We start from the raw sequence: 24,145 nt of genomic DNA, 5'->3' as shown, positions 1-24,145 counted from the left end.
CCCCCGGAGGTAACCCCCATGGCGACCAACGCGCCCCCGAACGAGTCGATACGCCGGCCGTCGTCCGCCCCGGACGAGGAGGCGCGGCTCAGAGAGCTCGGCTACCAGCCGGTCCTCGCCCGCCGCATGGGCGGCTTCGGCAACTTCGCGATCAGCTTCTCCGTCATCTCGATCCTCTCCGGCTGCATGACGCTCTACGGGTTCGGGCTCGGTACCGGCGGCCCCGCCGTCATGCTCTGGGGCTGGGCCGGCGTCGGCCTCTTCGTCCTCTGCGTCGGCCTCGCGCTCGCCGAGGTCACCAGCGCCTACCCCACCTCCGGCGCCCTCTACTACATGGCCGACCGGCTCGGCGGACGCCGCTGGGGCTGGTACACCGGCTGGCTGAACCTGCTCGGCCTGCTCGGCGCCATCGCCGGCATCGACTACGGCGCCGCCCTCTTCACCGGCGCCTTCCTCAACCTCCAGTGGGGCTTCGCCCCCACGCCCGGCTCCACCTTCCTGATCTTCCTGGCGATCCTGCTCCTGCACGCCGTCCTCAACCTCTTCGGCGTCCGCCTCGTCAGCGTCCTCAACTCGATCAGCGTCTGGTGGCACCTCGGCGGCGTCGCCGTCATCGTCGGCGCGCTCGCCATCGTCCCCGACCGCCACCAGTCCGCGAGCTTCGTCTTCACCGAGTTCGTCAACGACACCGGCTGGGCCAACCCGCTGTACGTCGCCGCGATCGGCCTGCTCCTCGCCCAGTACACCTTCTCCGGCTACGACGCCTCCGCGCACCTCTCCGAGGAGACCTCGAACGCCTCCGTCGCCGCCGCCAAGGGCATCGTCCGCTCCATCTGGGTCTCCTGGATCGCCGGCTTCGCGCTCCTCGCCGGACTCACCTTCGCCATCCAGGACTACGCCGCCACGCAGAACAGCGCCACCGGCGTCCCGCCCGCCCAGATCTTCCTCGACGCCCTCGGCACCGGCGGTGCCAGCGCGCTGCTGCTCGTCGTCATCGCCGCCCAGCTCTTCTGCGGCAACGCCGAGGTCGCCGCCGCCAGCCGCATGGTCTTCGCCTTCAGCCGCGACAACGCCCTTCCGGGCTCGGCGATCTGGCGCAGGGTCAGCACCCGCACCCAGACGCCCGTGGCGGCGGTCTGGCTCTCGGTCGGCGTCGCCGCCGTCCTCGCGATCCCCTCCCTCTACTCCGCCACGGCGTACGGCGCGGTCACCGCGATCAACGTCATCGGCATCACCCCGGCCTACGCCATCCCGATCTACCTCCGCCTCCGCAAGGGCGACCGCTTCGTCCCCGGCCCCTGGAGCCTCGGCCGCTGGAGCAAGCCGATCGGCTGGATCGCCGTCGTCTGGGTCGCGGTCGTGACCGTCCTCTTCTGCCTCCCGCAGAAGTCCCCGGTCACGGTCGACACGATGAACTACGCCGTCATCGCCCTGGCCGTCGTCCTCGTCCTGTCCAGCGTCTGGTGGTACGTCGCCCGCCGCTCGTACGGCACCCCGACCCCGTACGGCACGGCCCGCGAGGAGGCCGAGATCGCGGAGGGCATCGTCTAGGGAGGCGGTCAGGGGACGATCCGGGTGCGACCAGGGGGCGACGAACCCCCTGTGCCGGGCGTGCATCCCGCGTTCACGGCGCCGACTCCGGCGGGCCATCCTCCGGCCGTAGCGTCCGGGCGTTCGTGCACGCCTCACGCCATCGAGGAGTCCTGTGAGCGCCTCCGCTCTGACCGTCCTGGCCGCCGCCCTCGCGGTCGTCACCGCAGTCCCCGCCGCACCCGTCGCCGGTCCCGTCACCGTCACCGCCCGCGCCGAGACGCCCGCCGTGTACGACGACGAGGCCGGCGGGAACGCCAACGCGGACGATCCCGCCGTGTGGGTCGACCCGACGCGGCCCGGGCGCAGCCTCGTCGTCGCCGCGCTCAAGGAGGGCGGGCTCGACGTGTACGGGCTCGACGGGCGCCGGATCCAGCACATAGCGGCGCCGCAGGCGCCCGGCGAAGACGCCGCCGCGGGCCGGTTCAACAACGTCGACGTCGTGTACGGCTTCGAACTCGGCGGCCGCAAGACCGACTTGGCGCTCGTGAGCGACCGGGGCCGGGACCGCGTCCGGGCCTACGCCATCGATCCCGCCGCCGTCGCCGCCGGGCGGCCCCCGCTCCGCGACGTCACCGCCGCCGGCGTCGCGCCGGTCTTCGCCGCCGACGAGACCGAGGTCGACGACCAGCGCACCGCCTACGGCCTCGCCGCCTACAGCGACGACGACGAGGCGTACATCGTCGTCTCGCGCCGCGAGGAGACGAGCCTGCGCCTGCTCCGTCTCGAGGACGTCGGCGGTCGCGTCGGCTACCGCACCGAGGACACCCTCGACCTTCCCGCCTCCTTCACGCTCCCCGACGGCACCTCCTGGCGGCCCTGTGCCGACCCCGGCGAGCGCCCCCAGGTCGAGGGCATGGCCGTCGACCAGGAGGAGCACGTCCTCTACGCGGCCCAGGAGGCCGTGGGCCTGTGGCGCGTGGAGCTGGACGACGACGGGGACGGGTTCGAGGACCCCGAGCTCCTCGACCGCGTGCGGGAGTACGGCACCCCGTGGACGTACGACACCGAGGAGGAGGAGTGCGTCCTCGACACCGCCCACGACCCCGGCTTCGGCGGTGACCACCTGAGCGCCGACGCCGAGGGCGTCACCGTCTACCACGCCGCCGACGGCGCCGGCTACGTCCTCGCCTCCAGCCAGGGCGACAACACCTTCGCCGTCTACGACCGCGAGGACGACCACACCTACCTCGGCTCCTTCGCGATCGGCGACGGCCCCGCCACCGACGGCGTCCAGCACTCCGACGGCAGCACCGTCGTCAACGTCCCCCTCGGCACCGCGTTCCCGAAGGGCCTCCTGATCACCCACGACGGCGAGGCCACCCCCGCCGACGGCGAACGGGAGTCCACCAACTTCAAGTTCACCGGCTGGGAGTCGGTCGCCGATGCCTTCCCCCGGCCGCTGACAGTGGACACCCGCTCCTTCGACCCGCGCGACGCCGACTGACCCCGCGGGGCGCGCGGCGGGCAACCTCCCGCGGAGCGGCGGCGACTTGGGGGTACGCAACGGCACCCTTCCCCCCCCCGCAGGAGGACACGTGCAGTACCCCCGCTCCACCCTCCCCGCCGCGCTCCTCGCCGGAGTCATGACCTGTGCGGCGCTCACCGCGACCACCGGAACCGCCGCCGCCGCGACCGCGCGGCAGGTCGAGCGGCTCGACCGGGGCGTGGTGAGCGTCCACACCGCCACCGGCAACCTGGTCAGCTGGCGCTGGCTCGGCACCGACCCCGACGCCGTCGCCTTCAACGTCTACCGAGCCGGTACGAAGGTGAACCCGGCGCCCGTCACGGCCTCCACGAACTTCTTCGACACGGGCGCCGCCGACTCCGCCGACTACACGGTCCGCGCCGTCGTCGGCGGCGTCGAGCAGGCCGACTCCCCGCGCGCCGTCCAGTTCCGCGCCGGCTACAAGGACGTCCCGATCACCCCGCCCGCCGGCGGGACGACACCCGACGGCGTCGCGTACACCTACGAGGCCAACGACGCCTCCGTCGGCGACCTCGACGGCGTCGGCGACCTCGACTTCGTCCTCAAGTGGCAGCCCACCAACGCCAAGGACAACTCCCAGTCCGGCTACACGGGCAGCACCGTCGTCGACGGCATCACCCTGGAGGGCACCCGGCTCTGGCGCGTCGACCTCGGCCGCAACATCCGCTCCGGCGCGCACTACACGCAGTTCCAGGTCTACGACTACGACGGCGACGGCCGCGCCGAGATCGCGATGAAGACGGCGGACGGGACGGTCGACGGCCGGGGCACGGTCATCGGCTCCGCCGGCGCCGACCACCGCAACGGCAGCGGGTACGTGCTCAGCGGACCCGAGTACCTCACCATGTTCGACGGCCGCACGGGCGCGGCCCTGGGCACGACCTCGTACGTCCCCGCCCGCGGCACCGTCTCCTCCTGGGGCGACGGATACGGAAACCGCGTCGACCGCTTCCTCGCCGCCACCGCCTACCTGGACGGATCCCGCCCCTCGCTGATCATGGCGCGCGGCTACTACACGCGGACCGTGATCGCCGCCTGGGACTGGCGGGGCGGTGCTTTCACCCGCCGCTGGACCTTCGACTCGTCGAGCTCCACCAACGCCGGGAAGGGGTACGACGGCCAGGGCTCCCACAGCGTCTCCGTCGGCGACGTCGACGCGGACGGCAGGGACGAGATCGTGTACGGGGCGATGGCCGTCGACGACAACGGCACCGGCCTGTGGACCACGAGGACCGGGCACGGCGACGCCCAGCACCTCGGCGACCTCGACCCGGGCACGCCGGGCCTGGAGTACTTCAAGGTCTCCGAGTCGACCTCCCAGCCCTCGGCGCTGTACGTCAACCCCGCCAACGGGGCCGTCCGTTGGCAGCTCGCCGCCTGCTGCGACAACGGCCGGGGCGTGGCCGGCGACATCTGGGCCGGGAACGACGGCGCCGAGGTGTGGTCGTCCGCCGACTCCTCCGTACGGGACGAGGGCGGCGGCGCCAAGGGCCGCAAACCCTCGTCCACGAACTTCCTGAGCTGGTGGGACGGCGACACCACCCGGGAACTCCTCGACGGCACCCACATCGACAAGTACGGCACGGCGTCCGACACACGGCTCCTCACCGGCGCCTCGGTGGCGTCCAACAACGGCACCAAGGCGACTCCGGTGCTGTCCGGGGACATCCTCGGCGACTGGCGCGAGGAGGTCGTGTGGCGGACGACCGACAACACCGCCCTGCGGATCTACGCGACCCCGTACGAGACCGGCACACGCATCACGACCCTGCTGCACGACACCATGTACCGCACGGGTCTCGCCTGGCAGAACACCGCCTACAACCAGCCCCCGCACCCGGGTTTCGCGATCGGCAACGGCATGCCGACCGCGCCGAGGCCGCTGGTCACGACTCCGTAGCGGGCACGGACGCCGGCGTCAGGCGCTGAACTCGTAGGTCCAGGCGGCCGACTGGGCGGAGAAGTCGATGTCCGTGATCTCCAGGGCGCGCCCGTGCTGGTCGCTGACCACCCGGTGGACGAGCAGCCGGGCCGCGCCGCCCGCCGCCGTCGCGGCGCCCTGGCCGGGCGGGACGCCGACCGACTCGCGGTGGGTCACGCGCAGTCCCGCCTGGTGCATCCAGTGGTAGAGCAGCCGCAGGTCCGGCTGGTGGTGGCCGTCCTTGACCCGCCGGTAGCGGGCGAGTTGGGGGATCTCGGCGAGCGCGGGCCGGGAGAACCAGGACACCGCCCGCTGGAGGGCCGCGCCCTGGGGGCCGAGCACGAGGTGCCGGTGGACGAGCGTCGGTTCGCCGGGCGCGAGCAGCAGCCGCGAGGTGAGCGGGGTCGGCGGCGGCTCCCAGGTGAGGGAGGCCCGGATCAGCGACTCGCTCACCCGGGGGCCGCCGGGGAAGGTGGGCCGCCGGGCGGCGCGTACCGGCCCCGCGGCCCCGGCGGGCACGGCGGGCGCGTCCGTCCAGGTGGCGGGTTCCGCTTCGACGTCGGTGGCGGCGGCGAAGGTGCCGCGCCGGTCGGTGACCACGAGCCTTTCCTCGCGCAGCAGTTGGAGCGCGCTGCGGACGGTCTGGCGGTTGACGTGGTACCGCTGGGACAGGGACCGCTCCGAAGGGAGCCGGCTTCCGGGGGAGATGCGCCGATGGGCGAGGTCCTCGCGCAGGACGGCGGCGACCCGGAGGTAGAGCGGCACGTCCGCCCCTTCGGCATCGGGCTCGGCCATGATCAACCCTCTCTCAAGCACAGCGTGACCGCAAGGGTCGTCTCGGTGATCGCACTCATTCCTATCATTGGTCTAAACCATTTCGCTAGGTGAGCCCGTCAGAGTGGCCGAAACGAGCGCCGCGCCTTGTAATGGGGTCCAGGCGGCGGGGACAAGGCCGCGGCGGCGGAAGGGACGCGTGAGGCCGAATGACGACACCGTCGGAGCGAGCGGCACGAGGGCGGGCGGCACGGAAGCGCGTGTCCCGTTCCTCGCACGGCCGCTGGATCCCCTCCTCCCAGCGCCCGGACCCGTTGACCGTCCTGGAACGGCAGTGCGTGGACCGACTGCCCGATCTGGTCCCCCTGCGGTACGGCCGGATGGCGGTCTCCCCCTTCGCCTTCCTGCGCGGCGCGGCCGCCGTCATGGCCGCCGACCTCGGCGCCCAGCGGCACACCGGCCTCACCGTCCAGCTCTGCGGCGACGCCCACCTCCTCAACTTCGGGGTGTACGCCTCACCCGAACGGACGCTTCTGTTCGACGTGAACGACTTCGACGAGACGCTGCCGGGCCCCTTCGAATGGGACGTGAAGCGGCTCGCCGCCAGCGTCGCCGTGGCCGCCCTCCAGAACGGCAGCGCGAAGCCGAAGGCCCACCGGGCCGCGCTCGTCGCCGCCGAGTCCTACCGCACGACCATGCGTCACCTCGCGGGCCTCGGCGAACTCGCCGTCTGGTACGAGCGGATAGCCGCCGACGACCTGCTCCCCGTGATCCGCAAGGCCGACCGCGCCCGCCTCGAACGCAACCTCGCCAAGGCGCGCCGCCGCACCAGCCTCCAGGCCCTCTCCAAGCTCACCGAGACCGACGCCTCCGGCGTCCGGCACATCGCCGAGGACCCGCCGCTCCTGGAGCGGGTCACCGATCTCGACCGCGTGACCCTCGGCAAGATCTTCAGCGACTACCGCAGCTCGCTCGCCGACGAGCGGCGGGTGCTGCTCGACCGGCACCACTACATGGAGGCCGCTCGCAAGGTCGTCGGCGTCGGCAGCGTCGGCACCCGCTGCTTCGTCCTCCTGCTCGAAGGCCGCGACGCGGGCGACCCGCTGATCCTCCAGATCAAGGAAGCCGTCCGCTCCGTCCTGGAGCCCTACCTGCCGTCGACCCAGTACGACCACCAGGGGCACCGCGTCGTCGCCGGACAGCGCCTCACCCAGGCGGCCAGCGACATCTTCCTCGGCTGGATGACCGGGCCCGAGCAGCGGCACTTCTACTGGCGCCAGCTGCGCGACATGAAGGGCTCGGCCGAGGTCGAGACCATGTCCCCGGCCACCCTCAGGGACTACGCCCGGCTCTGCGGCCGCGCCCTGGCCCGCTCCCACGCCCGCTCCGGCGACCGGATCGCCATCGCCGCCTACCTCGGCGGCTCGGACGTGTTCGACCGCGCCATCGCCGACTTCTCCCTCGCCTACGCGGGCCAGAACGCCGACGACTACGCGGCCCTCGGCGCCGCCATCGCCGCGGGCATGGTGACGGCGGCGCCCGGCGCCTGACGGGGACCGGCCCGGAACCCCGCAGGCGGTGCCGTAGGGGGGGCGCCGGGCCGCCTCCTTCACTCGTACGGGTGTACGGGCGGACGCGTCCTACGCGCGGTCGAGCCGCAGCGGTGGCTCGGCGGGGGACTCGGGCACCGGACCGAACAGCACCGAGCGCACCACCGACGGCGCGAAGAGCGCCTTCATCGGCACGGAGAGGTGGAGCGCCGAGCGGAAGACGGCGCCGAGCGCGGGATCGCCCGCCGACCGTTCCAGGAGGCGTGACAGGTACCAGCCGGCCACCTTGTCCGCGGGCCCGGCCTTCGCCGCCTCGCCGACGGCGCCCGGCATCTTCTTGTCGGACCCCGCCGAGATGTCCCACGCCTGCTGGGAGGCGGCCAGCAGGGCGCGCTGCACCCGCCGGGTGGTGGGCTTGCGCTTCGGGTCCGCGAGCGCCCGGCGCAGGGCCAGCGCGGTGAGCGCCGCGACCGCCATGCCCTGCCCGTAGATCGGGTTGAAGGAGCACAGCGCGTCGCCGGTCGCGAGGAAGCCGGCCGGACGGCGGCCCGGAAGGTCGTACCGGCGGCGGACGTTGGCCGTGTTCCGGAAGCCGTGGACCGACGAGACGGGTTCGGCGGTCGCCAGCCACTCGCTGATGACCGGGTGCGGCATCCGCTTCGCGTACTCCTCGAACGCCGTCTCCTCCGTGGGCGGCTGGTCGTCCCGGAGGCCCGACAGGGTCACCACGTGGTGGCCGTCACCGAGCGGCAGCACCACCGTGCCGTACCGGTGGGTGGGGTTGGGCACGATGAAGTACCCGAGGGCGTCGCTGCCGAGGGCCTTCTCCGGGGCCCGGTAGATCCGCGTGCTGTACGCGAGTCCCGTGTCGAGCGTGTCCTCGCGCGGGGCCTCCGCGCCGATCGCCGCCAGCCAGTCCGGTGCCTTCGTGGAACGGCCGGAGGCGTCCACGACGAGGTCGGCCTCCAGGACCCGGGTCTCCTTCCCGGCGCGCGTGCCGCGCTCCCGGAGGCGTACCCCGGTGACGCGCGTGGAGTCGCCGGTCAGGCCGACCGTCTCGTGGCCCTCGATCCGTTCGATGCGCGGATCCGCGAACACCCGCTTGCGGAGCAGCCATTCGAGCTGCGCGCGCGGACCGCCGTAGAAGTGCACGGTCGGGGCGCTCCGGTTGAACCACCGGCCGTTCTGCCACTGCACCATGTCCTCCGGCACGCCGACCTTGGGCGCGCCGAGCTCCCGCAGCTCGTCGGTGAAGCCGGGAAGGAGTTCGTCGAACGCCTGGTGTCCGCCCTGGATGAGGACGTGGACGTGCCGTCCCTGCGGCACGCCGGGCCGGTCCTCCGGCCCCTCCGGGAACCGGTCGCGCTCGACGACCGTGACCTTCTCCGCGTGGTCCGCGAGGACCCGCGCCGCCAGGAGTCCGGCGAGACTTCCCCCGATGACCACCGCGTGGCGTGCTGCGCGGTGCCCCAAGTCGTCGGCCATACCAACCCCTTCGTTTCGTGGATGCACAACTGCCCAGTATCCACGGATCGGAGGGGCGAGAACGGGGGCGCAGGGGAGTGAATCAGCCCTCGGGCCGCAGCAGTCCCCGCTCGTACGCCTTCACGAGGCGCTGGGGGACCTGGTGGACGACGCCGTCGACCGTGACGGGCACGAGCTGGACGGTGCTCGCCTTCCACTGGGAGCGGCGGTGGCGGGTGTTGGAGCGGGACATCTTGCGCTTGGGCACGGCCATGGGGACAGGACCTCCGTCGATGGGGGGTGATGGGATCCACGTTATATGAAAACGATTCCCATTAACAGTCGGGCTCGGGAGCCCCGGCGCCGAGACCGTCCAGGTCCCGCAGCGCCGCCGTCAGCCACTCCACCCAGAACCGCTCCAGATCCACCCCGCCCCGCAGCACGAGGTGCCGCAGCCGATCCGGTTCGGTGCGTCGACGTTCCGCAGGGAAGTCCCGCTCCTCGATCGCGAGGTACTCGTCCAGCTGCGCCCGGTGCAGGTCGAGATGGCGTGCCAGCTCCGCCCGCAGTCCCGACGAGCCGACCATCGCCGCCGCCCGCATCCGCAGCAGCAGGGCGGACCGCAGCGGCTTCGGGTCCTCCGGCCTGCCGACCCAGTCGCCCAGCTCCGCCCGGCCGGCCGGCAGGACCTCGTACTCCTTCTTCTGTCCCCGCGCGGGCACCCGGGAGGGCAGGGCACGGATGTGCCCCGCCTCCTCCAGCCTCCCGAGCTCGCGGTAGATCTGCTGATGCGTCGCCGACCAGAAGTAGCCGATCGACTTGTCGAAGCGACGCGTCAGTTCGAGGCCGGAGGACGGCTTCTCGAGCAGCGCCGTCAGGATCGCGTGCGGGAGGGACATGCACGCATCCTAGGCAGGCGCGCCGATGAGGGCGGGTGCGCCGATACGGGCAGGCGCGCCGGTCACAGTGCGGCCGCGAGCCGCGTCCCCTGGTCGATGGCCCGCTTCGCGTCCAGCTCCGCCGCCACGTCGGCACCGCCGATGAGGTGCGCGGTGCGCCCGGCGGCGACCAGCTCCTCGTACAGGCCCCGCTGCGGGTCCTGGCCCGAGCAGAGGACGACCGTGTCCACGGGCAGCAGCTGCCGCTCCCCGTCGATCGTCAGGTGCAGGCCCTCGTCGTCGATGAGGTCGTACGAGACGCCCGCGACCATGGCGACGCCCCGGTGCTTGAGCTCGGTGCGGTGGATCCAACCGGTGGTCTTGCCGAGCCCGGCACCGACCTTGGAGGTCTTGCGCTGGAGCAGGTGCACCTGGCGCGGCGGGGCCGGGCGCTCGGGGGCGCGCAGGCCGCCCCGGTTCTCGTACGAGGTGTCGACGCCCCACTGGCGGAAGTACGTCTCGGGGTCCTGGCTCGCGCCCTCGCCGCCGTCCGTGAGGAACTCGGCGACGTCGAAGCCGATGCCGCCCGCGCCGATGATCGCGACCCGCTCGCCGACCGGCGCGCCGTCCCGCAGCACGTCGAGGTAGCTGACGACGCTCGGGTGGTCGACGCCGGGGATCTCGGGGGTGCGGGGGGTGACGCCGGTGGCGACGACGACCTCGTCGAACGAAGCGAGGTCGGCGGCGGAGACGTACGTGTTCAGGCGGACCTCGACGCCGTGCTCGGCGAGCTGCACGCGGAAGTAGCGCAGGGTCTCCTCGAACTCGTCCTTGCCCGGGACCTGCTTGGCGACGTTCAGCTGGCCGCCGATCTCGGCGGCGGCGTCGAAGAGGGTGACGTCGTGGCCGCGTTCGGCCGCGGACACCGCGCAGGACAGGCCGGCCGGGCCCGCGCCGACGACGGCGACCCGCTTGGCGAGCCGGGTGGGGGAGAGGACGAGCTCGGTCTCGTGGCAGGCGCGCGGGTTGACCAGGCAGGACGTGATCTTCAGGTTGAAGGTGTGGTCCAGGCAGGCCTGGTTGCAGCCGATGCAGGTGTTGATGGTGTCGGCGCGGTCCGCCGCCGCCTTCGCGACGAAGCCGGGGTCGGCGAGGAAGGGGCGGGCGAGCGAGACCAGGTCCGCGCGGCCGTCGGCGAGGATCTCCTCGGCGACCTCGGGGGTGTTGATGCGGTTGGAGGTGACGAGCGGGACGGAGACCTCGCCCATCAGCTTCTTGGTGACCCAGGTGTAGGCGCCGCGCGGCACGGAGGTCGCGATGGTGGGGATGCGGGCCTCGTGCCAGCCGATGCCGGTGTTGATGATGGTGGCGCCGGCCGCCTCGATCTCCTTCGCGAGCCGGACGACCTCCTCCAGGGTGGAGCCGCCGGGGACCAGGTCGAGCATGGAGAGGCGGTAGACGAGGATGAACTCCTCGCCGACCCGCTCGCGGATCCGGCGGACGATCTCCAGCGGGAAGCGGACGCGGTTCTCGTACGAGCCGCCCCAGCGGTCGGTGCGCTGGTTGGTGGCGGCGGCGATGAACTCGTTGATGAGGTAGCCCTCGGAGCCCATGACCTCGACCCCGTCGTAGCCGGCCTCCTTGGCGAGCTCGGCGCAGCGGGCGTAGTCCTCGACGGTCTGCTCGACCTCGGCGTCGGTGAGCTCGTTCGGCACGAAGGGGCTGATCGGCGCCTTGATCGGGCTGGGGCCGACGAGCGCGGGGTGGTACGCGTACCGGCCGAAGTGCAGGATCTGCATCGCGATCCGGCCGCCCTCGGCGTGCACGGCGTCCGTGATCAGGCGGTGCTCGGCGACCTCGTCGGCGGTCGTCAGCTTGGCGCCGCCGTCCCAGGGGCGGCCGGCCTCGTTGGGGGAGATGCCGCCGGTGACGATCAGGCCGACGCCGCCGCGGGCGCGCTCCGCGTAGAAGGCGGCCATCCGCTCGAAGCCGTGCTCCGTCTCCTCCAGGCCGACGTGCATCGAACCCATGATCACCCGGTTGGGCAGGGTGGTGAACCCGAGGTCGAGCGGGCTCAGCAGGTGCGGGTACGGGGTCATTCGGGGCGCCTCCTCGCGCAGGATCGTCCCCTTAGTTCTAGGTGAGCCTCCCCCCGTTCTGCAACTAGTTGCAGAACATCCGCGACGTGACGTCTACTACTCAGTAGCAAACGGGCCGACCCCCGCCCGAAGCCCCTCCGACCACGCGTCCAGCTCCTCCGGAGTCCGCGGCGCGGCCTCCCCGGGCGCGAGCAGCCCCCGCCCGCGCAGCAGCCGCGCCACCGACGCCCCCCACGGCCGCCGCAGCCGCGCCGCGTCCAGCAGCGCGTGGTCCGCGAGCAGCTCGGCGACCGGTCCCGTCCGCAGCCCGGCGGGGGAGAGCACCGCGGCCTCGTCCGCCCAGCGCAGCGCCAGGTCCACGTCGTGCGTCGCCATCACCACCGTCGTCCCGGCCGCGCGCAGCCGCGCCAGCGCGTCGAGCATCCGTTCCTGCCCGTGCGGGTCGAGCCCCGCCGTCGGCTCGTCCATGATCAGCACCCGGGGGCGCATCGCCACCGCGCCGGCGATGGCGGCGCGCTTGCGCTGCCCGTACGAGAGCAGGTGCGTCGGCCGGTCCTCCAGGGCCGTGATGTCCAGCGCCTCCAGGGCCTCGCGCACCCGGAGCCGCACCTCGTCCTCCGACAGACCGAGGTTCATCGGCCCGAACGACACGTCCTGGCCGACCGAGGCCGCGAAAAGCTGGTCGTCCGGGTCCTGCACCACGAGCTGCACGGTCGTCCGCAGCCGGGTGAGCCCCTTCCGGTCGTACGCCACCGGCGACCCGTCCAGCAGGAGCGACCCGCTCCCGCAGCGCAGACCGCCGCTGAGCAGCCGCAGGAGCGTCGTCTTCCCGCTGCCGTTGCGTCCGAGGAGCGCGATGGCCCGGCCCTCCGGCACCGCGAAGTCGACGTCCGACAGGACCGCGGGACCGTCCTCGTACGCGAAGCCCGCCCCCGCCAGCTCCACGACGGGGACCGGCGGGCGGGAGGTGCTGCTGCTCACGGAAGGAACCTTTCGAGTACGAGGGTGAGGGCGACGAGCCCCGCGAGGAGCGCGCCCGTCGCCGTCAGGAACCGGACCGACACCGCGGCGGCGGGCACCAGGACCCGCAGCGTCCCGTCGTAACCGCGACCGGCGAGGCCCGACTGCATCCGCTGCGCCCGGTCGAAGGCACGGACGAACGTGGTCGCGCCGAGACCCGCCAGCGAACGCCAGGTCGCCGCCCGGGTGGTGTGCCCGAGGCGGGCCGCCTGCGCCTGCCGGATCTTGGTCAGGGAGTCGAGCAGCAGGAAGATGATCCGGTACATCACGAGCGCCACGTCCACCACGGGCGCCGGCACGCCCGCCCGGACGAGCCGGGGCAGCACGTCCGAGACGGGCGTGGTGAACGCGAAGAGCAGCACGCCGAGCGAGGCGGCCGCGGTTCGGAGCAGCAGCTCCACCGCGTGGCCGGGCCCGCCCGGCGCGAGCGCCACGAACCCGCGCTCCCCGCCGACCTCGAAGAGCAGCGGGACGGCGCCCGTGACGCAGAAGCCCAGCGGGACCCGGAAGGCCCGCCACAGCTGACGGCCCGGCACGGCGGCCGGCCCGAGCAGGACGGCGAGCGTCGCCGCCGCCACGAGCACGGCGCCGGGCCACGGCGGCAGACAGACCGCGCAGAGTGTCAGGCCGAAGCCGAGCAGCGCCTTCTCGGCGGGATGCCGACGGCGCCAGCGGCTGCTGTGCGCCGCCGCGTCGATGGGGAGCATGGGCGGTTACGCGTCCTTGCCGACGGCGTCGGAGGCCTCGGCCGGCATCGGGGAGGCCGGTACCGGGGACGCTGCCGGGGCGGTCGGGACCAAGGGGGCTGCCGGGGAGGCCGGTACCGGGGACGCCAGCTCCGCCCGCGCGCGGGCCTCGCCCTGCCGCCGGCCGCGCCGGACGCCGAAGTAGTACGCGAGGACACCGGCGCCGAGCGCCGCCTGGAGGGCGAAGAGCGCCGACTCGATCTCCCCGGACGGCGGCTCGTACAGCGGGCTGAACCAGGGCTCGTAGTCCGGCTGGAGCTCGGTGATCGCGGTCTCCGCCTCGGCGTCCGCGCCCGTGAACGGCTCCTCCTTGTGGTCGCCGAGGCCGAGCGCGAGCGGAAGGACCGCGAGCGCGACGACGACGAGCAGGAGCAGCGCGTTGATCTTGGTGTTCTTGCTGACACGCGGGGAGCTCATGCCGCGGTCACCTCCTCCGCGGGACGCTCCGGAGCCTTCCGGGAGAGGACGCCGAGCCGGATCAGGTCGCCCTTGCTGGACTGCGTGAGCAGCCGCATCACGAGGACCGTCAGGAGACCCTCGCTCACGGCCAGCGGGATCTGGGTGACGGCGAAGATGGACCCGAACTTGGCGAGCGCGCCGAGGACGCCGCTGCCCTGGTCGGGGAAGGCCAGCGCGAGCTGGACGCTGGTGACGCAGTACGTCGACAGGTCGGCGACGAACGCGCCGAGGAAGACGGCGACCATCAGCGGCGCGCCGGACCGGCGGGCCAGCAGGTACGTCCCGTACCCCGCCCACGGCCCGACGATCGCCATCGAGAAGACGTTCGCGCCGAGCGTGGTCAGCCCGCCGTGGGCGAGCAGGAGGGCCTGGAAGAGGAGCGTGATCGTCCCCAGGACCGCCATGATCGGCGGCCGGAAGAGGATCGCGCCCAGGCCCGTACCGGTCGGGTGGGAACAACTTCCCGTCACCGAGGGCAGCTTGAGTGCCGAGAGGACGAAGGTGAAGGCGCCGGACGCGCCGAGGAGCAGAGTGGACTCGGGGTTCGCGCGCACCTCTCGGGTGAGGGCGCGGGCCCCGTGGACGACGAACGGGGCGGCCGCGACGCCCCAGGCGGCGGCGTGGACGGGGGGTAGGTACCCCTCGGCTATATGCATGGTTGGGAGACCCTCTCCAGCACCTCGTGGATGGACAACGCGCCCCGGCCGGTCTCCTGGCTGACGGTCATACGTCCCGACTCCGCCTTCCCACACCGAGGCGGTCTCCCACGACGGTCCAGTGGCTTGCCCGGGAGGGCTGTCCCCCCCGGGTGTGGAGCCGGAACTCCCGATCACAGTGGCGAGGGCCGCACCGGTACCGCACCGGTTTCCCGTACACCAAGGCCCTGCGACATTAGTGTGTTGACCTGCCCGATCACAACACGGCCGCCACCGGGCGCGCCCTCCCGGTCACTCCCCGCACTCGCGGCCGGCCCTCCCGGGCGCCGCTCATTCCTTCCGGTACGCGTACGCCTCCGAGGCCGCCGCGGCCACCGCGTCGAGGTCCCCGCCGGCACTCGCCGTCACCAGCGCGGCGACCGCGCCCTCGACGAAGGGCGCGTCCACCAGACGGGTGCCCGCCGGGAGTTCGTCACCCTCGGCGAGGAGCGCCTTCACGGTGAGGACCGCGCTGCCGAGGTCGACGAGGACCGCCACCCCGGCCCCGCCGTCGACCGCCTCCGCCGCCTCGGCGACGAGGGCGGCACTCGTCCCGAGACCCCCGTCGGGGAGCCCGCCGGCCGGCCGGATCGGGGCGGTGTCACCGCCGCCGGCGAGGCCGCGGGCGAGCTCGGCGACCGAGGCGGCGACGGCCGCGCTGTGCGAGACGAGCACGATGCCCACCCGCGCCGGCGTCCCCGCGCTCACGAGAGACCCTCCGCCCGGGCGGTGTCGGCGAGCGCCGCGAGCAGCAGCGCCGAGGAGGCGGCCCCCGGATCCTCGTGCCCGATCGACCGCTCGCCCAGATAACTGGCCCGGCCCTTCCTCGCCCGCAGGGGTACGGTCCCCAGCGCACCGGCCGCGGCGGCCGCCCGCCCCGCCTCGAAGGACGTCCGCAGCCCCTCCACGCCCGGAACGAGCGCGTCCAGCATGGTCTTGTCCCCCACCTGCGCCCCGCCGAGCTGTCCCACGGCACCGACCCCGGCGCCGAGGGCCTCCGCGAAGCGTTCCCGGCCGACGGCCGCATCCTCGCCGAGTGCCTTCCCGGCGCGCCGCAGCAGGGTCCCGTACAGCGGCCCCGAGGCCCCGCCGACGGTCGAGATCAGCTCCCGCCCGGCGGCGACGAGCACCGCCCCCGGCGTCGGGGGCGGCTCCTCGGCGAGCACCTCGGCCACGGCGGCGAACCCGCGCCTGAGGTTGGCGCCGTGGTCGGCGTCGCCGATGGCGGAATCGAGATCCGTGAGCCGGTCGGCCTCGCGGGAGACGACCTGGGCGGCCCCCGTCAGCCACCGCACCGCGAACCCGGCGTCGAGACCCTCCGTCATCCCGCTCACCGTCCCCACCGCAGGGCGGCCGTCTGCACGGGCGCGTCCCAGAGCCGCAGCAGCTCCTCGTCGACCTCGCAGAGGGTGACGGAACAGCCGGCCATGTCGAGGGAGGTCACGTGGTTCCCGACGAGCGTCCGGGCGACGGGAATCCCGCGCTCGCCGAGGACCCGCTGCACCTCGGCGTTGAACCCGTACAGTTCGAGCAGCGGCGTGCCGCCCATCCCGTTGACCAGCACCAGCACGGGTCCGCGCGGCCGAAGATCGTCGACGACGACGTCCACGGCGTAGTCCGCGATCTCCCGCGAGGTCATCATGGCCCGCCGCTCCCGCCCCGGTTCGCCATGGATGCCGACTCCCAACTCCAGCTCACCAGGCGGTAGTTGAAAGGTCGGACTGCCCTTGGCCGGCGTGGTGCAGGCGCTGAGGGCGACCCCGAAGGACCGGCACCGCTCGTTCACCCTCCGGGCGACGGCCTCGACCCGCTCCAGCGGCGCCCCCTCCTCGGCGGCGGCGCCCGCGATCTTCTCCACGAACAGGGTGCCCCCGGTCCCGCGCCGCCCCGCCGTGTACAGGCTGTCCGTCACGGCCGCGTCGTCGTCGACGAGCACCCGCGCGACCCGCACCCCCTCGTCCTCGGCGAGCTCCGCGGCCATCTCGAAGTTGAGGACGTCGCCGGTGTAGTTCTTGACGACGAACAGCACACCGGCGCCGCTGTCGACGGCCGCCGCGGCGGCCACCATCTGCCCGGGAACGGGCGACGTGAAGATCTCTCCGGGGCAAGCGGCGTCGAGCATCCCCGGCCCCACGAACCCGCCGTGCAACGGCTCGTGCCCGGATCCGCCGCCCGACACCAGGGCCACCTTCCCGGCCACGGGCGCGTCCCGCCGCAGGACGACCCGACGCTCCACGTCGACGGTCAACTCGGGATGCGCGGCGGCCATCCCGCGCAGCGCGTCGGCCACGACGGTCTCGGGCACGTTGATGAGCATCTTCACGGATACCTCCTGGTGAGGCTGGTATCAGGTGCGGCCTGCGGTGGTTGCCACCCGCCCCTGCGCATGGTGACGCAATTATCGGCGGGCGGGCGCGGTGGCGCACCGGCGCGTTGCGGGGAGAGGGGCTGCCGGTCGTCGTTCACCTTTGGTCCAGACCTATTGACGGGCCCCTGCACCCCTCCTACGATCCCGTCGATCCCCGCACCGCATCTCTCCCGCCGCACCCGGGGGCCGCGCGTCCACGTCCCCCGACGACCCCTCAACGCCCCCCACGCACGCTCACGCACGCTCGCGCCCACGGCGCGTGGCGAGAATGGAGCCCAGCATGTTCCGTCGGAGGACCCGTACGCTGCCCGAGGCGGACGGCGGGCATTCGGCCGTCGTCCGGACTCGCCGCGCCTCGACCGCCCTGATCCGCACGCTCGCCGGGGTGAGCGCCGCCACCGTCATCGGCGCCTGCGTCACCCTGGCCGGTTCCGGACCGGCCGACGCGGCCGACACCAACCTCGTTCTCAACTCCGGCTTCGAGAGCGGCCTTTCGGGCTGGACCTGCACCAACGGCTCCGGAGCGGCCGTCAGCAGCCCGACGCACTCCGGCTCCTCGGCGCTGAAGGGCACGCCGTCCGGCCAGGACAGCGCCCGGTGCAGCCAGACGGTCAGCGTGCGGCCCAACTCGACGTACACGCTGAGCGCCTTCGTCCAGGGCAGTTACGTCTACCTCGGCGCCACCGGCACCGGCGCCGGCAGCGAGCCGCAGACCTGGACGCCCGGCTCCTCCTCGTACAGCCGGCTCGGCGTCGACTTCACGACCGGCGCGAACACCACGTCGGTGACGGTCTACCTGCACGGCTGGTACGGGCAGCCCGCGTACCTCGCGGACGACGTGTCGCTCACCGGCCCCGGCGGCACGACACCCACGCCCACCACCACGCCCCCGACGACCACCCCGCCGACGACTCCGCCGCCCACCACCGCACCGCCCACGACTCCGCCGCCCACCACCGTGCCGCCGACCACCCAGCCCCCCACCGACCCGCCGGGTGACGCCACCTGTGCCACGAAGCCCAAGCCGACCGGCAAGGTGCTGCAGGGGTACTGGGAGAACTGGGACGGCGCCTCGAACGGCGTCCACCCCGGCATGGGCTGGATCCCCATCACCGACAGCCGGATCGCCCAGCACGGCTACAACGTCATCAACGCGGCCTTCCCCGTCATCCTCTCGGACGGAACCGTCCTGTGGGAGGACGGCATGGACGTGGGGGTGAAGGTGTCGACCCCGGCGGAGATGTGCGCGGCCAAGGCGAAGGGCGCCACGATCCTGATGTCCATCGGCGGCGCGGCGGCGGGCATCGACCTGTCGTCGAGCAAGGTCGCCGACCGCTTCGTGGAGACGGTCGTCCCGATCCTCAAGAAGTACAACTTCGACGGCATCGACATCGACATCGAGACCGGTCTGTCCGGCAGCGGGAACATCACCACGCTGTCCGCCTCCCAGTCCAACCTGATCCGCATCATCGACGGCGTGCTCGCCAGGATGCCGGCGGGCTTCGGCCTGACGATGGCGCCCGAGACCGCGTACGTCACCGGCGGCAGCGTCACCTACGGGTCCATCTGGGGCTCGTACCTGCCGATCGTCAAGAAGTACGTGGACAACGGCCGGCTGTGGTGGCTCAACATGCAGTACTACAACGGCAGCATGTACGGCTGCTCGGGCGACTCGTACCAGGCCGGCACCGTGGCGGGCTTCGCCGCCCAGACCACCTGCCTCAACAACGGCCTGACCATCCAGGGCACCACGATCAAGGTGCCGTACGACCAGCAGGTGCCCGGCCTGCCGGCGCAGACCGGCGCGGGCGGCGGCTACATGGCGCCCAGTCAGGTCAGCCAGGCGTGGAACACGTTCAACGGCCAGCTCAAGGGCCTGATGACGTGGTCCGTCAACTGGGACGGCTCGAAGGGGTGGTCCTTCGGCGACAACGTCAAGGCGCTGCAGAACCGCTGATCCCGACGCGTCCGCGCCGATCCCGACGCGTCCGCGCGGGTCCCGCCGACCGGCTGCCGGTGACCCGGCGGCCGGTCCTTCGGCTACGGTGCCACGATTGCCGTGTGTCACGACTGCCGCGGGCCGCGACCGCCCTGTGCCGCAACTGCCGTGTGCCGGGGCTGTCGTGTGCCGCCGTCGACGAGGGAGACAGCCATGACCCGCACCACCCCCTGGCACGAGAGGTCGGTCGTCGTGACCGGAGGCACCCGCGGCATCGGCCGCGGGATCGCCGAACTCCTCGCGCGCCACGGCGCCTCGGTGCTGCTCACCGGCCGGGACGCGGCGACGGCCGGTGAGGTCGCCGAAGAGCTCGCGCGGTCCACGGGCGGGCGCGTCGCGGGGATCGGCGCGGACCTGCGGGACCCGGACGCCGCCGAGGTGATGGCGGCGGAGGCCGAGCGGCGGCACGGCCACGTCGACGTCCTCTGTGCGAACGCCGGGATCTTCCCCGAGAAGCCCCTGCGCGAGATGACCGCCGCCGACATCGACGAGGTCCTCGCCGTCAACCTGCGGGGTTCCATGCTCGCCGTCCGGGCCTGCCTGCCCGCCATGGAGCGGGCGGGCAGGGGCCGGGTCGTCCTCACGTCCTCCATCACCGGCCCCGCCACCGGGTACGCGGGCTGGTCCCACTACGGGGCGAGCAAGGCCGGCCAGCTCGGGTTCCTGCGGGGCGCGGCGCTGGAACTGGCCCCGCTCGGCATCACCGTGAACGCCGTCCTGCCGGGGAACGTCCGCACCGAGGGCCTGGAGGGGCTCGGCGCGGAGTACCTGCGCACCATGGCGGCGTCGATCCCGCTGGGCCGGCTGGGGGAGTCGGCGGACATCGCCCACGCCGTCGCCTTCCTGGCCTCGGACGAGGCGGCGTTCATCACCGGGCAGACCCTGACCGTCGACGGCGGTCAGACCCTGCCCGAGTCCCTCGACGCGTTCACGGCGCGGGCGTGACGGGTACGGCGTCCGGGGCGACGCCGAGCACCCGGTCCAGGTAGGGGTTGGCGAAGCGGCCGGTCGGGTCGAGCGCGTCGCGCAGGGCCACGAACTCGTCGAAGCCGTCGTAGCGGGTCCGCAGGGTCCGGGCGCCGAGCGTGTGCATCTTGCCCCAGTGCGGGCGCCCGCGGAACTCGCCGAGGATCGCCTCGCACGCGTCGAAGTACCGGCGGTACGGCATGCGGTGGTACTGGTGGAAGGCGATGTAGCAGCTCTCCCGCCCGTTCCCCGTGGACAGCGTGATGTCGTCGGCCGCCGCGAACCGCACCTCCAGGGGGAACGAGACCCGCTCGCCGGTCGTGTCGATCCACCGCTTGATCTCGCGGAGCGCGTCGACCGCGTGTTCCCGGGGGATGGCGTACTCGCCCTCGTGGAACCGTACGTCCCGGGGCGAGGCGAAGACGCGGGCGGAGTGGTCCGTGAACTCCCGCGCGGACATCGCCCGCGCCGCGAAACGGGCGATGGGCGGGACGAGCGCCGGGACCGCCGTACCGACCCTGCACAGGGCGTCGAAGCCGAGGCCGCTGACCGTCTCGTCGATCCGGCGTGCCAGGGTCCCGATCGGCTTCAGCGGCGCGTCGGCGGGCAGGCGGGTGAAACGGCGGGTCAGGGCGGTCGTGCTGTGCGGGAACCAGAAGAACTCGAAGTGGTCGTTGCTCTCGGTCAGTTCGTCCACCCGGTCCAGGACCTCGGCGACCGGCACCGCCGTGTCGCGGGCGTGCAGGGCGAACGCGTCGACGCACTGGAGCGTGACCTCCGTGATCACGCCGAGGGCCCCGAGGCCGACCCGCGCCGCGCGGAAGAGCTCGGGCCGCTCGTCGGCCGAGCAGCGGACGGCCGTGCCGTCGGCGAGGACCAGCTTCAGGGCGTGGACCTGGGTCGCCATGCCGCCGAAGCGCAGGCCCGAGCCGTGCGTCCCGGTCGAGACGGCCCCGGCGACCGTCTGCCGGTCGATGTCGCCCATGACCTCCAGGGCCAGGCCGTGGGAGGCGAGCAGCGGCCCCAGCTTCCACAGCGGCATCCCGGCGTCGACGGTCACGAGGCCGGTGTCGGGGTCCACCGAGCGGAGCCGGGACAGGCCGTCGAGGCGCAGCTGGACGCCGGGGGCGACCGCGGCGCCGCTGAACGAGTGGCCGGAGCCGATCGCCTTGACCCGCAGCCCCTCGCAGGCCGCCGTCCCGACGGCGGCGGCCACCTCCTCCGTACTGCCGGGCCGCAGGACCCGGACGGGCCGTGCTTCTTCGCTGCCCGACCAGTTGCGCCACACCTCGGTCATGCCCGGAAGTCCTCTCGATGGACGGAAGAGGCGCCGTCGGGGCGGCGCGGTCCACGGCAGCGTGGACCTGGACGGTTGTCCAAGTCAAGGGTTCAGGACGGTTGACCTGGACGCACGACCGGGAAAAGGTGGGCCGACCGGTATACGTTGACCGCACCCGTGTGCGTTGACCGCACCCGCCACGACGAGAAGCCGCCCCCGGGAGGACCCATGGCCCGCCAGTCGGCCGACGAGCGCCGCGAACAGCTGGTCGAGGCCGCCCTCCGCGTGATGATCCGCGACGGCGTCGCCAGGGCCACCACCCGCGCCATCGTGGGCGAGGCGGGACTTCCCCTCGGGGCGTTCCACTACTGCTTCCGCTCCAAGCAGGAGCTGCTGCACGGGGTGATCGAGCGGATCCTGCTCGGCTCGCTGGCCTCCCCCCTCGTCCCGCTCGCCCCGGGCACCCCGGCGCCCGAGGTCGTCCGCGCCACCCTGCACGCCTACTGGGACCACATCCGCGCCCACCCCGACGAGCACCAGCTCACGTACGAGCTCACGCAGTACGCGCTCCGCGAGCCCGGCCTCGCGGACGTGGCCCGCCGCCAGTACGAGCGCTACCTCGACGCCAACGTCGACCACCTCGAAGCCGTCGCGCGCCAGGCCGGAGTCGCCTGGACCACGGACGTGACCGTCCTGGCCCGCTTCGGCCTGAACTTCCTCGACGGCCTCACCCTCAACTGGCTGATCGACCGCGACGACGACCGTGCCCTCGTCGCCCTCGACGCCTACGCGGCGCACCTGGCCGCGCTCACCGCCCCCCTGGCGGACTGAGCGCGACCGGGTCCGGGCGCGCGGGGGCTCACGGGGTCACGATCGGGAACTCCGCGGCCGGGGCCTCCAGGACCGCCAGGAGCCGGGGGAGGAGGGTGCGGTCGCCGGTCATCGTGACGCCCGTCGCGCCCTTGCCCGCCAGGAGGGCGATGAGCTGGGGCTTCGTCATCGTCATCGTCAGCCCCGCGTCCGGCGCGGGGGTGGTGTCCTTCGTCCAGGTGAGGAGGCCGTTGGCCAGGCGGAGGTGCCAGTGGTCGGGGCCGATGCGCCAGTCGATGGCGATGCGGAGCGACCAGGCCTTCGGGCCGTCGACGCGGACGGCCATGCTGTCGATGATCTGGCCGACGGTCAGGGCCAGGTACATGTCGGGGCCGAGGGCGGCGGTGGCGTGCGGGGTGATGCCCCGGAGGAGTTCCTGGGCTCCGGTCAGGTAGAAGTTCCGCCAGACCGCGTTCTCCACGGCCTGGCCCAGGCGGGTGTAGACCCCCGCGAGCAGGCGCTTCGCGCGCGCGTCGTCCGGGTCGTTGAAGACGGCGTGGTTGAGGAGGGTGACGGCGAAGCGGAGTTCGCCGCGGTCGGCGTAGTGCCGCGCGCGGGCGCGGACGGCGGCCTGGCCGCCCATGGACTCGACGTAGAACCGGGCCTGTTCGACGGGCGGGTGCTCCCAGAGGTGGGCCGGGTTGCCGTCGAACCAGCCCATGTACCGCTGGTAGACCGCCTTCACGTTGTGGCTCAGTGAGCCGTAGTAGCCGCGGTTGGCCCAGACGCCTTCGAGCTGCGGCGGCAGCTGGAACGTTTCCGCGATCTCGATGCCGGTCATGCCCCGGTTGATCAGCCGGACCGTCTGGTCGTGCAGGTACCCGTACAGGTCGCGCTGGTGCGTGAGCAGGCCGACGATGGCCTCGTTGCCCCAGGTCGGCCAGTGGTGCGAGGCGAACGCGACGTCCGCGACGCCCTCGTACAGGCCGATCGACTCGGTGAGGTAGCCGGCCCAGGCGTGCGCGTCGCGGACCTGGGCGCCGCGCAGCGTGAGGATGTTGTGCATGGTGTGGGTGGCGTTCTCCGCCATGCAGACCGCGCGCAGGTCGGGGAAGAGGAAGTTCATCTCCTCCTGGCACTCGGTCCCCGGCGTCATCTGGAACCGGACGCGGACACCGTCGAGGACGACCTCCTCGCCCGTCGTGCCGATGAGCCGGGTCGGCGCGATGAGGCCGACCGTACCGAGCGAGACCGTGAGGCCGAGGCCGCAGCCGACCTGCGCCTTCGCGCTCTTCGGGAGGGTGGAGCCGTACATGTAGGCGGCGCGGCGGGCCATCGCCGTACCGACGTACACGTTCTCGCTGACCGCGTGTTCCATGAAGCCCTCGGGGGCGAGGACCGGGACGTCCCCGGCGCCGTCCGGCAGGACGCCGCGGCAGCCGCCGAAGTGGTCGACGTGCGGGTGGGTGTAGATCATGGCCCGCACGGCGCGGTCGCCGCGGTGCTCGCGGTACAGGCGCAGGGCCGCGGCGGCGGTCTCCGCCGAGATGAGCGGGTCGATGACGATGATGCCGGTGTCGCCCTCGACGATCGTCATGTTCGACAGGTCCAGGCCCCTGACCTGATAGATCCGGTCCGTGACGCGGTACAGGCCCTGACGGGAGAGGAGCCGGGCCTGGCGCCAGAGGCTCGGGTCGACCGTGTCCGGGGGCCGTTCCGCCTCTTCCGCCTCGCCGACGAAGGCGTACGCCGACGGGTCCCAGACCGTCCTGCCGGCCGCGTTGACGATCGGGCCGCCGGTGAAGGCGGCGACGAACCCGCGGTCCGCGTCGGCGAAGTCGGTCTCGTCCTCGTACGGGAGGCCGTCGGTACGCGTCGGGGTCCGCGTCCCCCGGGGCGGCCGCCCGCTCTCGGCGAGCGCCCGGGCGGTCTGCGGGTTCAGGGAGACGGCGGCGGCCGCCGCGCCCATCGCGGTCGCGGCCGCGACGAAGCCGCGCCGGTTCATGGGAGTCATGGCAGTGTCACGCCCTTCTCGGTG

21 protein-coding genes and 1 riboswitch are annotated in these 24,145 nt (G+C 73.1%); of the genes, 7 read left to right on the top strand and 14 right to left on the bottom strand.

Going from position 1 to position 24,145, the window contains the following annotated elements; translation table 11 throughout:
- Nucleotides 1-18 precede the first annotated feature (18 nt).
- The 3 genes from AB0G79_RS29660 to AB0G79_RS29650 all read left to right on the top strand — a co-directional run bounded on the left by AB0G79_RS29660 (nt 19) and on the right by AB0G79_RS29650 (nt 4,979).
- Nucleotides 19-1,551, top strand: a complete 1,533-nt coding sequence (locus AB0G79_RS29660; protein ID WP_360811829.1) for an amino acid permease — start codon at nt 19-21, stop codon at nt 1,549-1,551.
- A 154-nt stretch (nt 1,552-1,705) separates the two neighbouring features.
- Entirely contained in the window at nt 1,706-3,037 is a 1,332-nt protein-coding gene (locus AB0G79_RS29655) for a phytase (RefSeq protein WP_360811827.1), read from the top strand.
- Between the two features lie 139 nt (nt 3,038-3,176).
- On the top strand, nt 3,177-4,979 hold the full coding sequence (locus tag AB0G79_RS29650) for a rhamnogalacturonan lyase (protein ID WP_360811893.1): 1,803 nt from the start codon (nt 3,177-3,179) through the stop codon (nt 4,977-4,979).
- 18 nt (nt 4,980-4,997) lie between these two features.
- Here the strand turns inward: AB0G79_RS29650 and AB0G79_RS29645 are convergent, their stop codons facing one another.
- Nucleotides 4,998-5,795, bottom strand: a complete 798-nt coding sequence (locus AB0G79_RS29645) for a GntR family transcriptional regulator (RefSeq protein ID WP_360811825.1) — start codon at nt 5,793-5,795, stop codon at nt 4,998-5,000.
- Nucleotides 5,796-5,983: 188 nt separating this feature from the next.
- On the opposite strand from AB0G79_RS29645, the gene AB0G79_RS29640 reads away from it, so the two are divergent.
- Nucleotides 5,984-7,324: a DUF2252 domain-containing protein gene (locus tag AB0G79_RS29640; protein ID WP_360811822.1), complete on the top strand. Its 1,341-nt coding sequence runs from the start codon at nt 5,984-5,986 to the stop codon at nt 7,322-7,324.
- A 90-nt stretch (nt 7,325-7,414) separates the two neighbouring features.
- On the opposite strand, the gene AB0G79_RS29635 is transcribed toward AB0G79_RS29640, so the two are convergent.
- The 11 genes from AB0G79_RS29635 to dhaK form a co-directional block, all read right to left on the bottom strand.
- Nucleotides 7,415-8,809: an FAD-dependent monooxygenase gene (locus tag AB0G79_RS29635; protein ID WP_360811820.1), complete on the bottom strand. Its 1,395-nt coding sequence runs from the start codon at nt 8,807-8,809 to the stop codon at nt 7,415-7,417.
- Between the two features lie 82 nt (nt 8,810-8,891).
- Nucleotides 8,892-9,062 (bottom strand): 50S ribosomal protein L32, encoded by a 171-nt coding sequence (gene rpmF, locus AB0G79_RS29630; protein ID WP_360811818.1) that lies wholly within the window; start codon nt 9,060-9,062, stop codon nt 8,892-8,894.
- Between the two features lie 61 nt (nt 9,063-9,123).
- Nucleotides 9,124-9,687 (bottom strand): PadR family transcriptional regulator, encoded by a 564-nt coding sequence (locus tag AB0G79_RS29625; protein ID WP_360811816.1) that lies wholly within the window; start codon nt 9,685-9,687, stop codon nt 9,124-9,126.
- A 62-nt stretch (nt 9,688-9,749) separates the two neighbouring features.
- Nucleotides 9,750-11,765, bottom strand: coding sequence for an NADPH-dependent 2,4-dienoyl-CoA reductase (locus tag AB0G79_RS29620; RefSeq protein WP_360811814.1), 2,016 nt, complete (start codon nt 11,763-11,765; stop codon nt 9,750-9,752).
- Between the two features lie 96 nt (nt 11,766-11,861).
- Nucleotides 11,862-12,746 (bottom strand): ATP-binding cassette domain-containing protein, encoded by an 885-nt coding sequence (locus AB0G79_RS29615; RefSeq protein ID WP_360811812.1) that lies wholly within the window; start codon nt 12,744-12,746, stop codon nt 11,862-11,864.
- Nucleotides 12,743-13,492, bottom strand: coding sequence for a cobalt ECF transporter T component CbiQ (gene cbiQ, locus AB0G79_RS29610; RefSeq protein WP_360811810.1), 750 nt, complete (start codon nt 13,490-13,492; stop codon nt 12,743-12,745). The genes AB0G79_RS29615 and cbiQ overlap by 4 nt, the downstream gene beginning before the upstream one ends.
- Nucleotides 13,493-13,498: 6 nt before the next feature.
- The gene (locus tag AB0G79_RS29605) at nt 13,499-13,948 is read right to left on the bottom strand and encodes an energy-coupling factor ABC transporter substrate-binding protein (RefSeq protein WP_360811808.1); all 450 of its coding nucleotides are present in this window, start codon (nt 13,946-13,948) and stop codon (nt 13,499-13,501) included.
- Entirely contained in the window at nt 13,945-14,646 is a 702-nt protein-coding gene (locus AB0G79_RS29600; protein WP_360811806.1) for an energy-coupling factor ABC transporter permease, read from the bottom strand. The genes AB0G79_RS29605 and AB0G79_RS29600 overlap by 4 nt, the downstream gene beginning before the upstream one ends.
- A 28-nt stretch (nt 14,647-14,674) precedes the next feature.
- A riboswitch (cobalamin riboswitch) is annotated at nt 14,675-14,885 on the bottom strand.
- 91 nt (nt 14,886-14,976) lie between these two features.
- On the bottom strand, nt 14,977-15,393 hold the full coding sequence (locus AB0G79_RS29595) for a PTS fructose transporter subunit IIA (protein WP_360811804.1): 417 nt from the start codon (nt 15,391-15,393) through the stop codon (nt 14,977-14,979).
- On the bottom strand, nt 15,390-16,010 hold the full coding sequence (gene dhaL / locus AB0G79_RS29590) for a dihydroxyacetone kinase subunit DhaL (RefSeq protein WP_360811802.1): 621 nt from the start codon (nt 16,008-16,010) through the stop codon (nt 15,390-15,392). Before dhaL ends, AB0G79_RS29595 begins: the two co-directional genes overlap by 4 nt.
- Before the next feature lie 5 nt (nt 16,011-16,015).
- Entirely contained in the window at nt 16,016-17,008 is a 993-nt protein-coding gene (dhaK, locus tag AB0G79_RS29585) for a dihydroxyacetone kinase subunit DhaK (protein ID WP_360811800.1), read from the bottom strand.
- 325 nt (nt 17,009-17,333) lie between these two features.
- On the opposite strand from dhaK, the gene AB0G79_RS29580 reads away from it, so the two are divergent.
- Entirely contained in the window at nt 17,334-19,010 is a 1,677-nt protein-coding gene (locus tag AB0G79_RS29580) for a glycosyl hydrolase family 18 protein (protein ID WP_360811798.1), read from the top strand.
- 195 nt (nt 19,011-19,205) lie between these two features.
- Nucleotides 19,206-19,997, top strand: a complete 792-nt coding sequence (fabG, locus tag AB0G79_RS29575) for a 3-oxoacyl-ACP reductase FabG (protein WP_360811796.1) — start codon at nt 19,206-19,208, stop codon at nt 19,995-19,997.
- On the opposite strand, the gene AB0G79_RS29570 is transcribed toward fabG, so the two are convergent.
- A complete protein-coding gene (locus tag AB0G79_RS29570) occupies nt 19,981-21,315 on the bottom strand; it encodes a D-arabinono-1,4-lactone oxidase (RefSeq protein WP_360811794.1) in 1,335 nt (444 codons plus the stop codon). The two genes, fabG and AB0G79_RS29570, sit on opposite strands and share 17 nt — an antisense overlap.
- A 210-nt stretch (nt 21,316-21,525) precedes the next feature.
- Here AB0G79_RS29570 and AB0G79_RS29565 point away from each other — a divergent pair, with 210 nt between their 5' ends.
- Nucleotides 21,526-22,128, top strand: a complete 603-nt coding sequence (locus tag AB0G79_RS29565; protein ID WP_360811792.1) for a TetR/AcrR family transcriptional regulator — start codon at nt 21,526-21,528, stop codon at nt 22,126-22,128.
- A 28-nt stretch (nt 22,129-22,156) separates the two neighbouring features.
- Here the strand turns inward: AB0G79_RS29565 and AB0G79_RS29560 are convergent, their stop codons facing one another.
- On the bottom strand, nt 22,157-24,121 hold the full coding sequence (locus AB0G79_RS29560; RefSeq protein WP_360811790.1) for an alkyl sulfatase dimerization domain-containing protein: 1,965 nt from the start codon (nt 24,119-24,121) through the stop codon (nt 22,157-22,159).
- Nucleotides 24,122-24,145 lie beyond the last annotated feature (24 nt).

Origin of the sequence: Streptomyces sp. NPDC020807 (assembly GCF_040641575.1) — a bacterium.
Taxonomy (GTDB): Bacteria; Actinomycetota; Actinomycetes; order Streptomycetales; family Streptomycetaceae; genus Streptomyces.
Note: the sequence above shows the minus strand (reverse complement) of the source record. Positions and strands in the feature narration are given on the sequence as shown.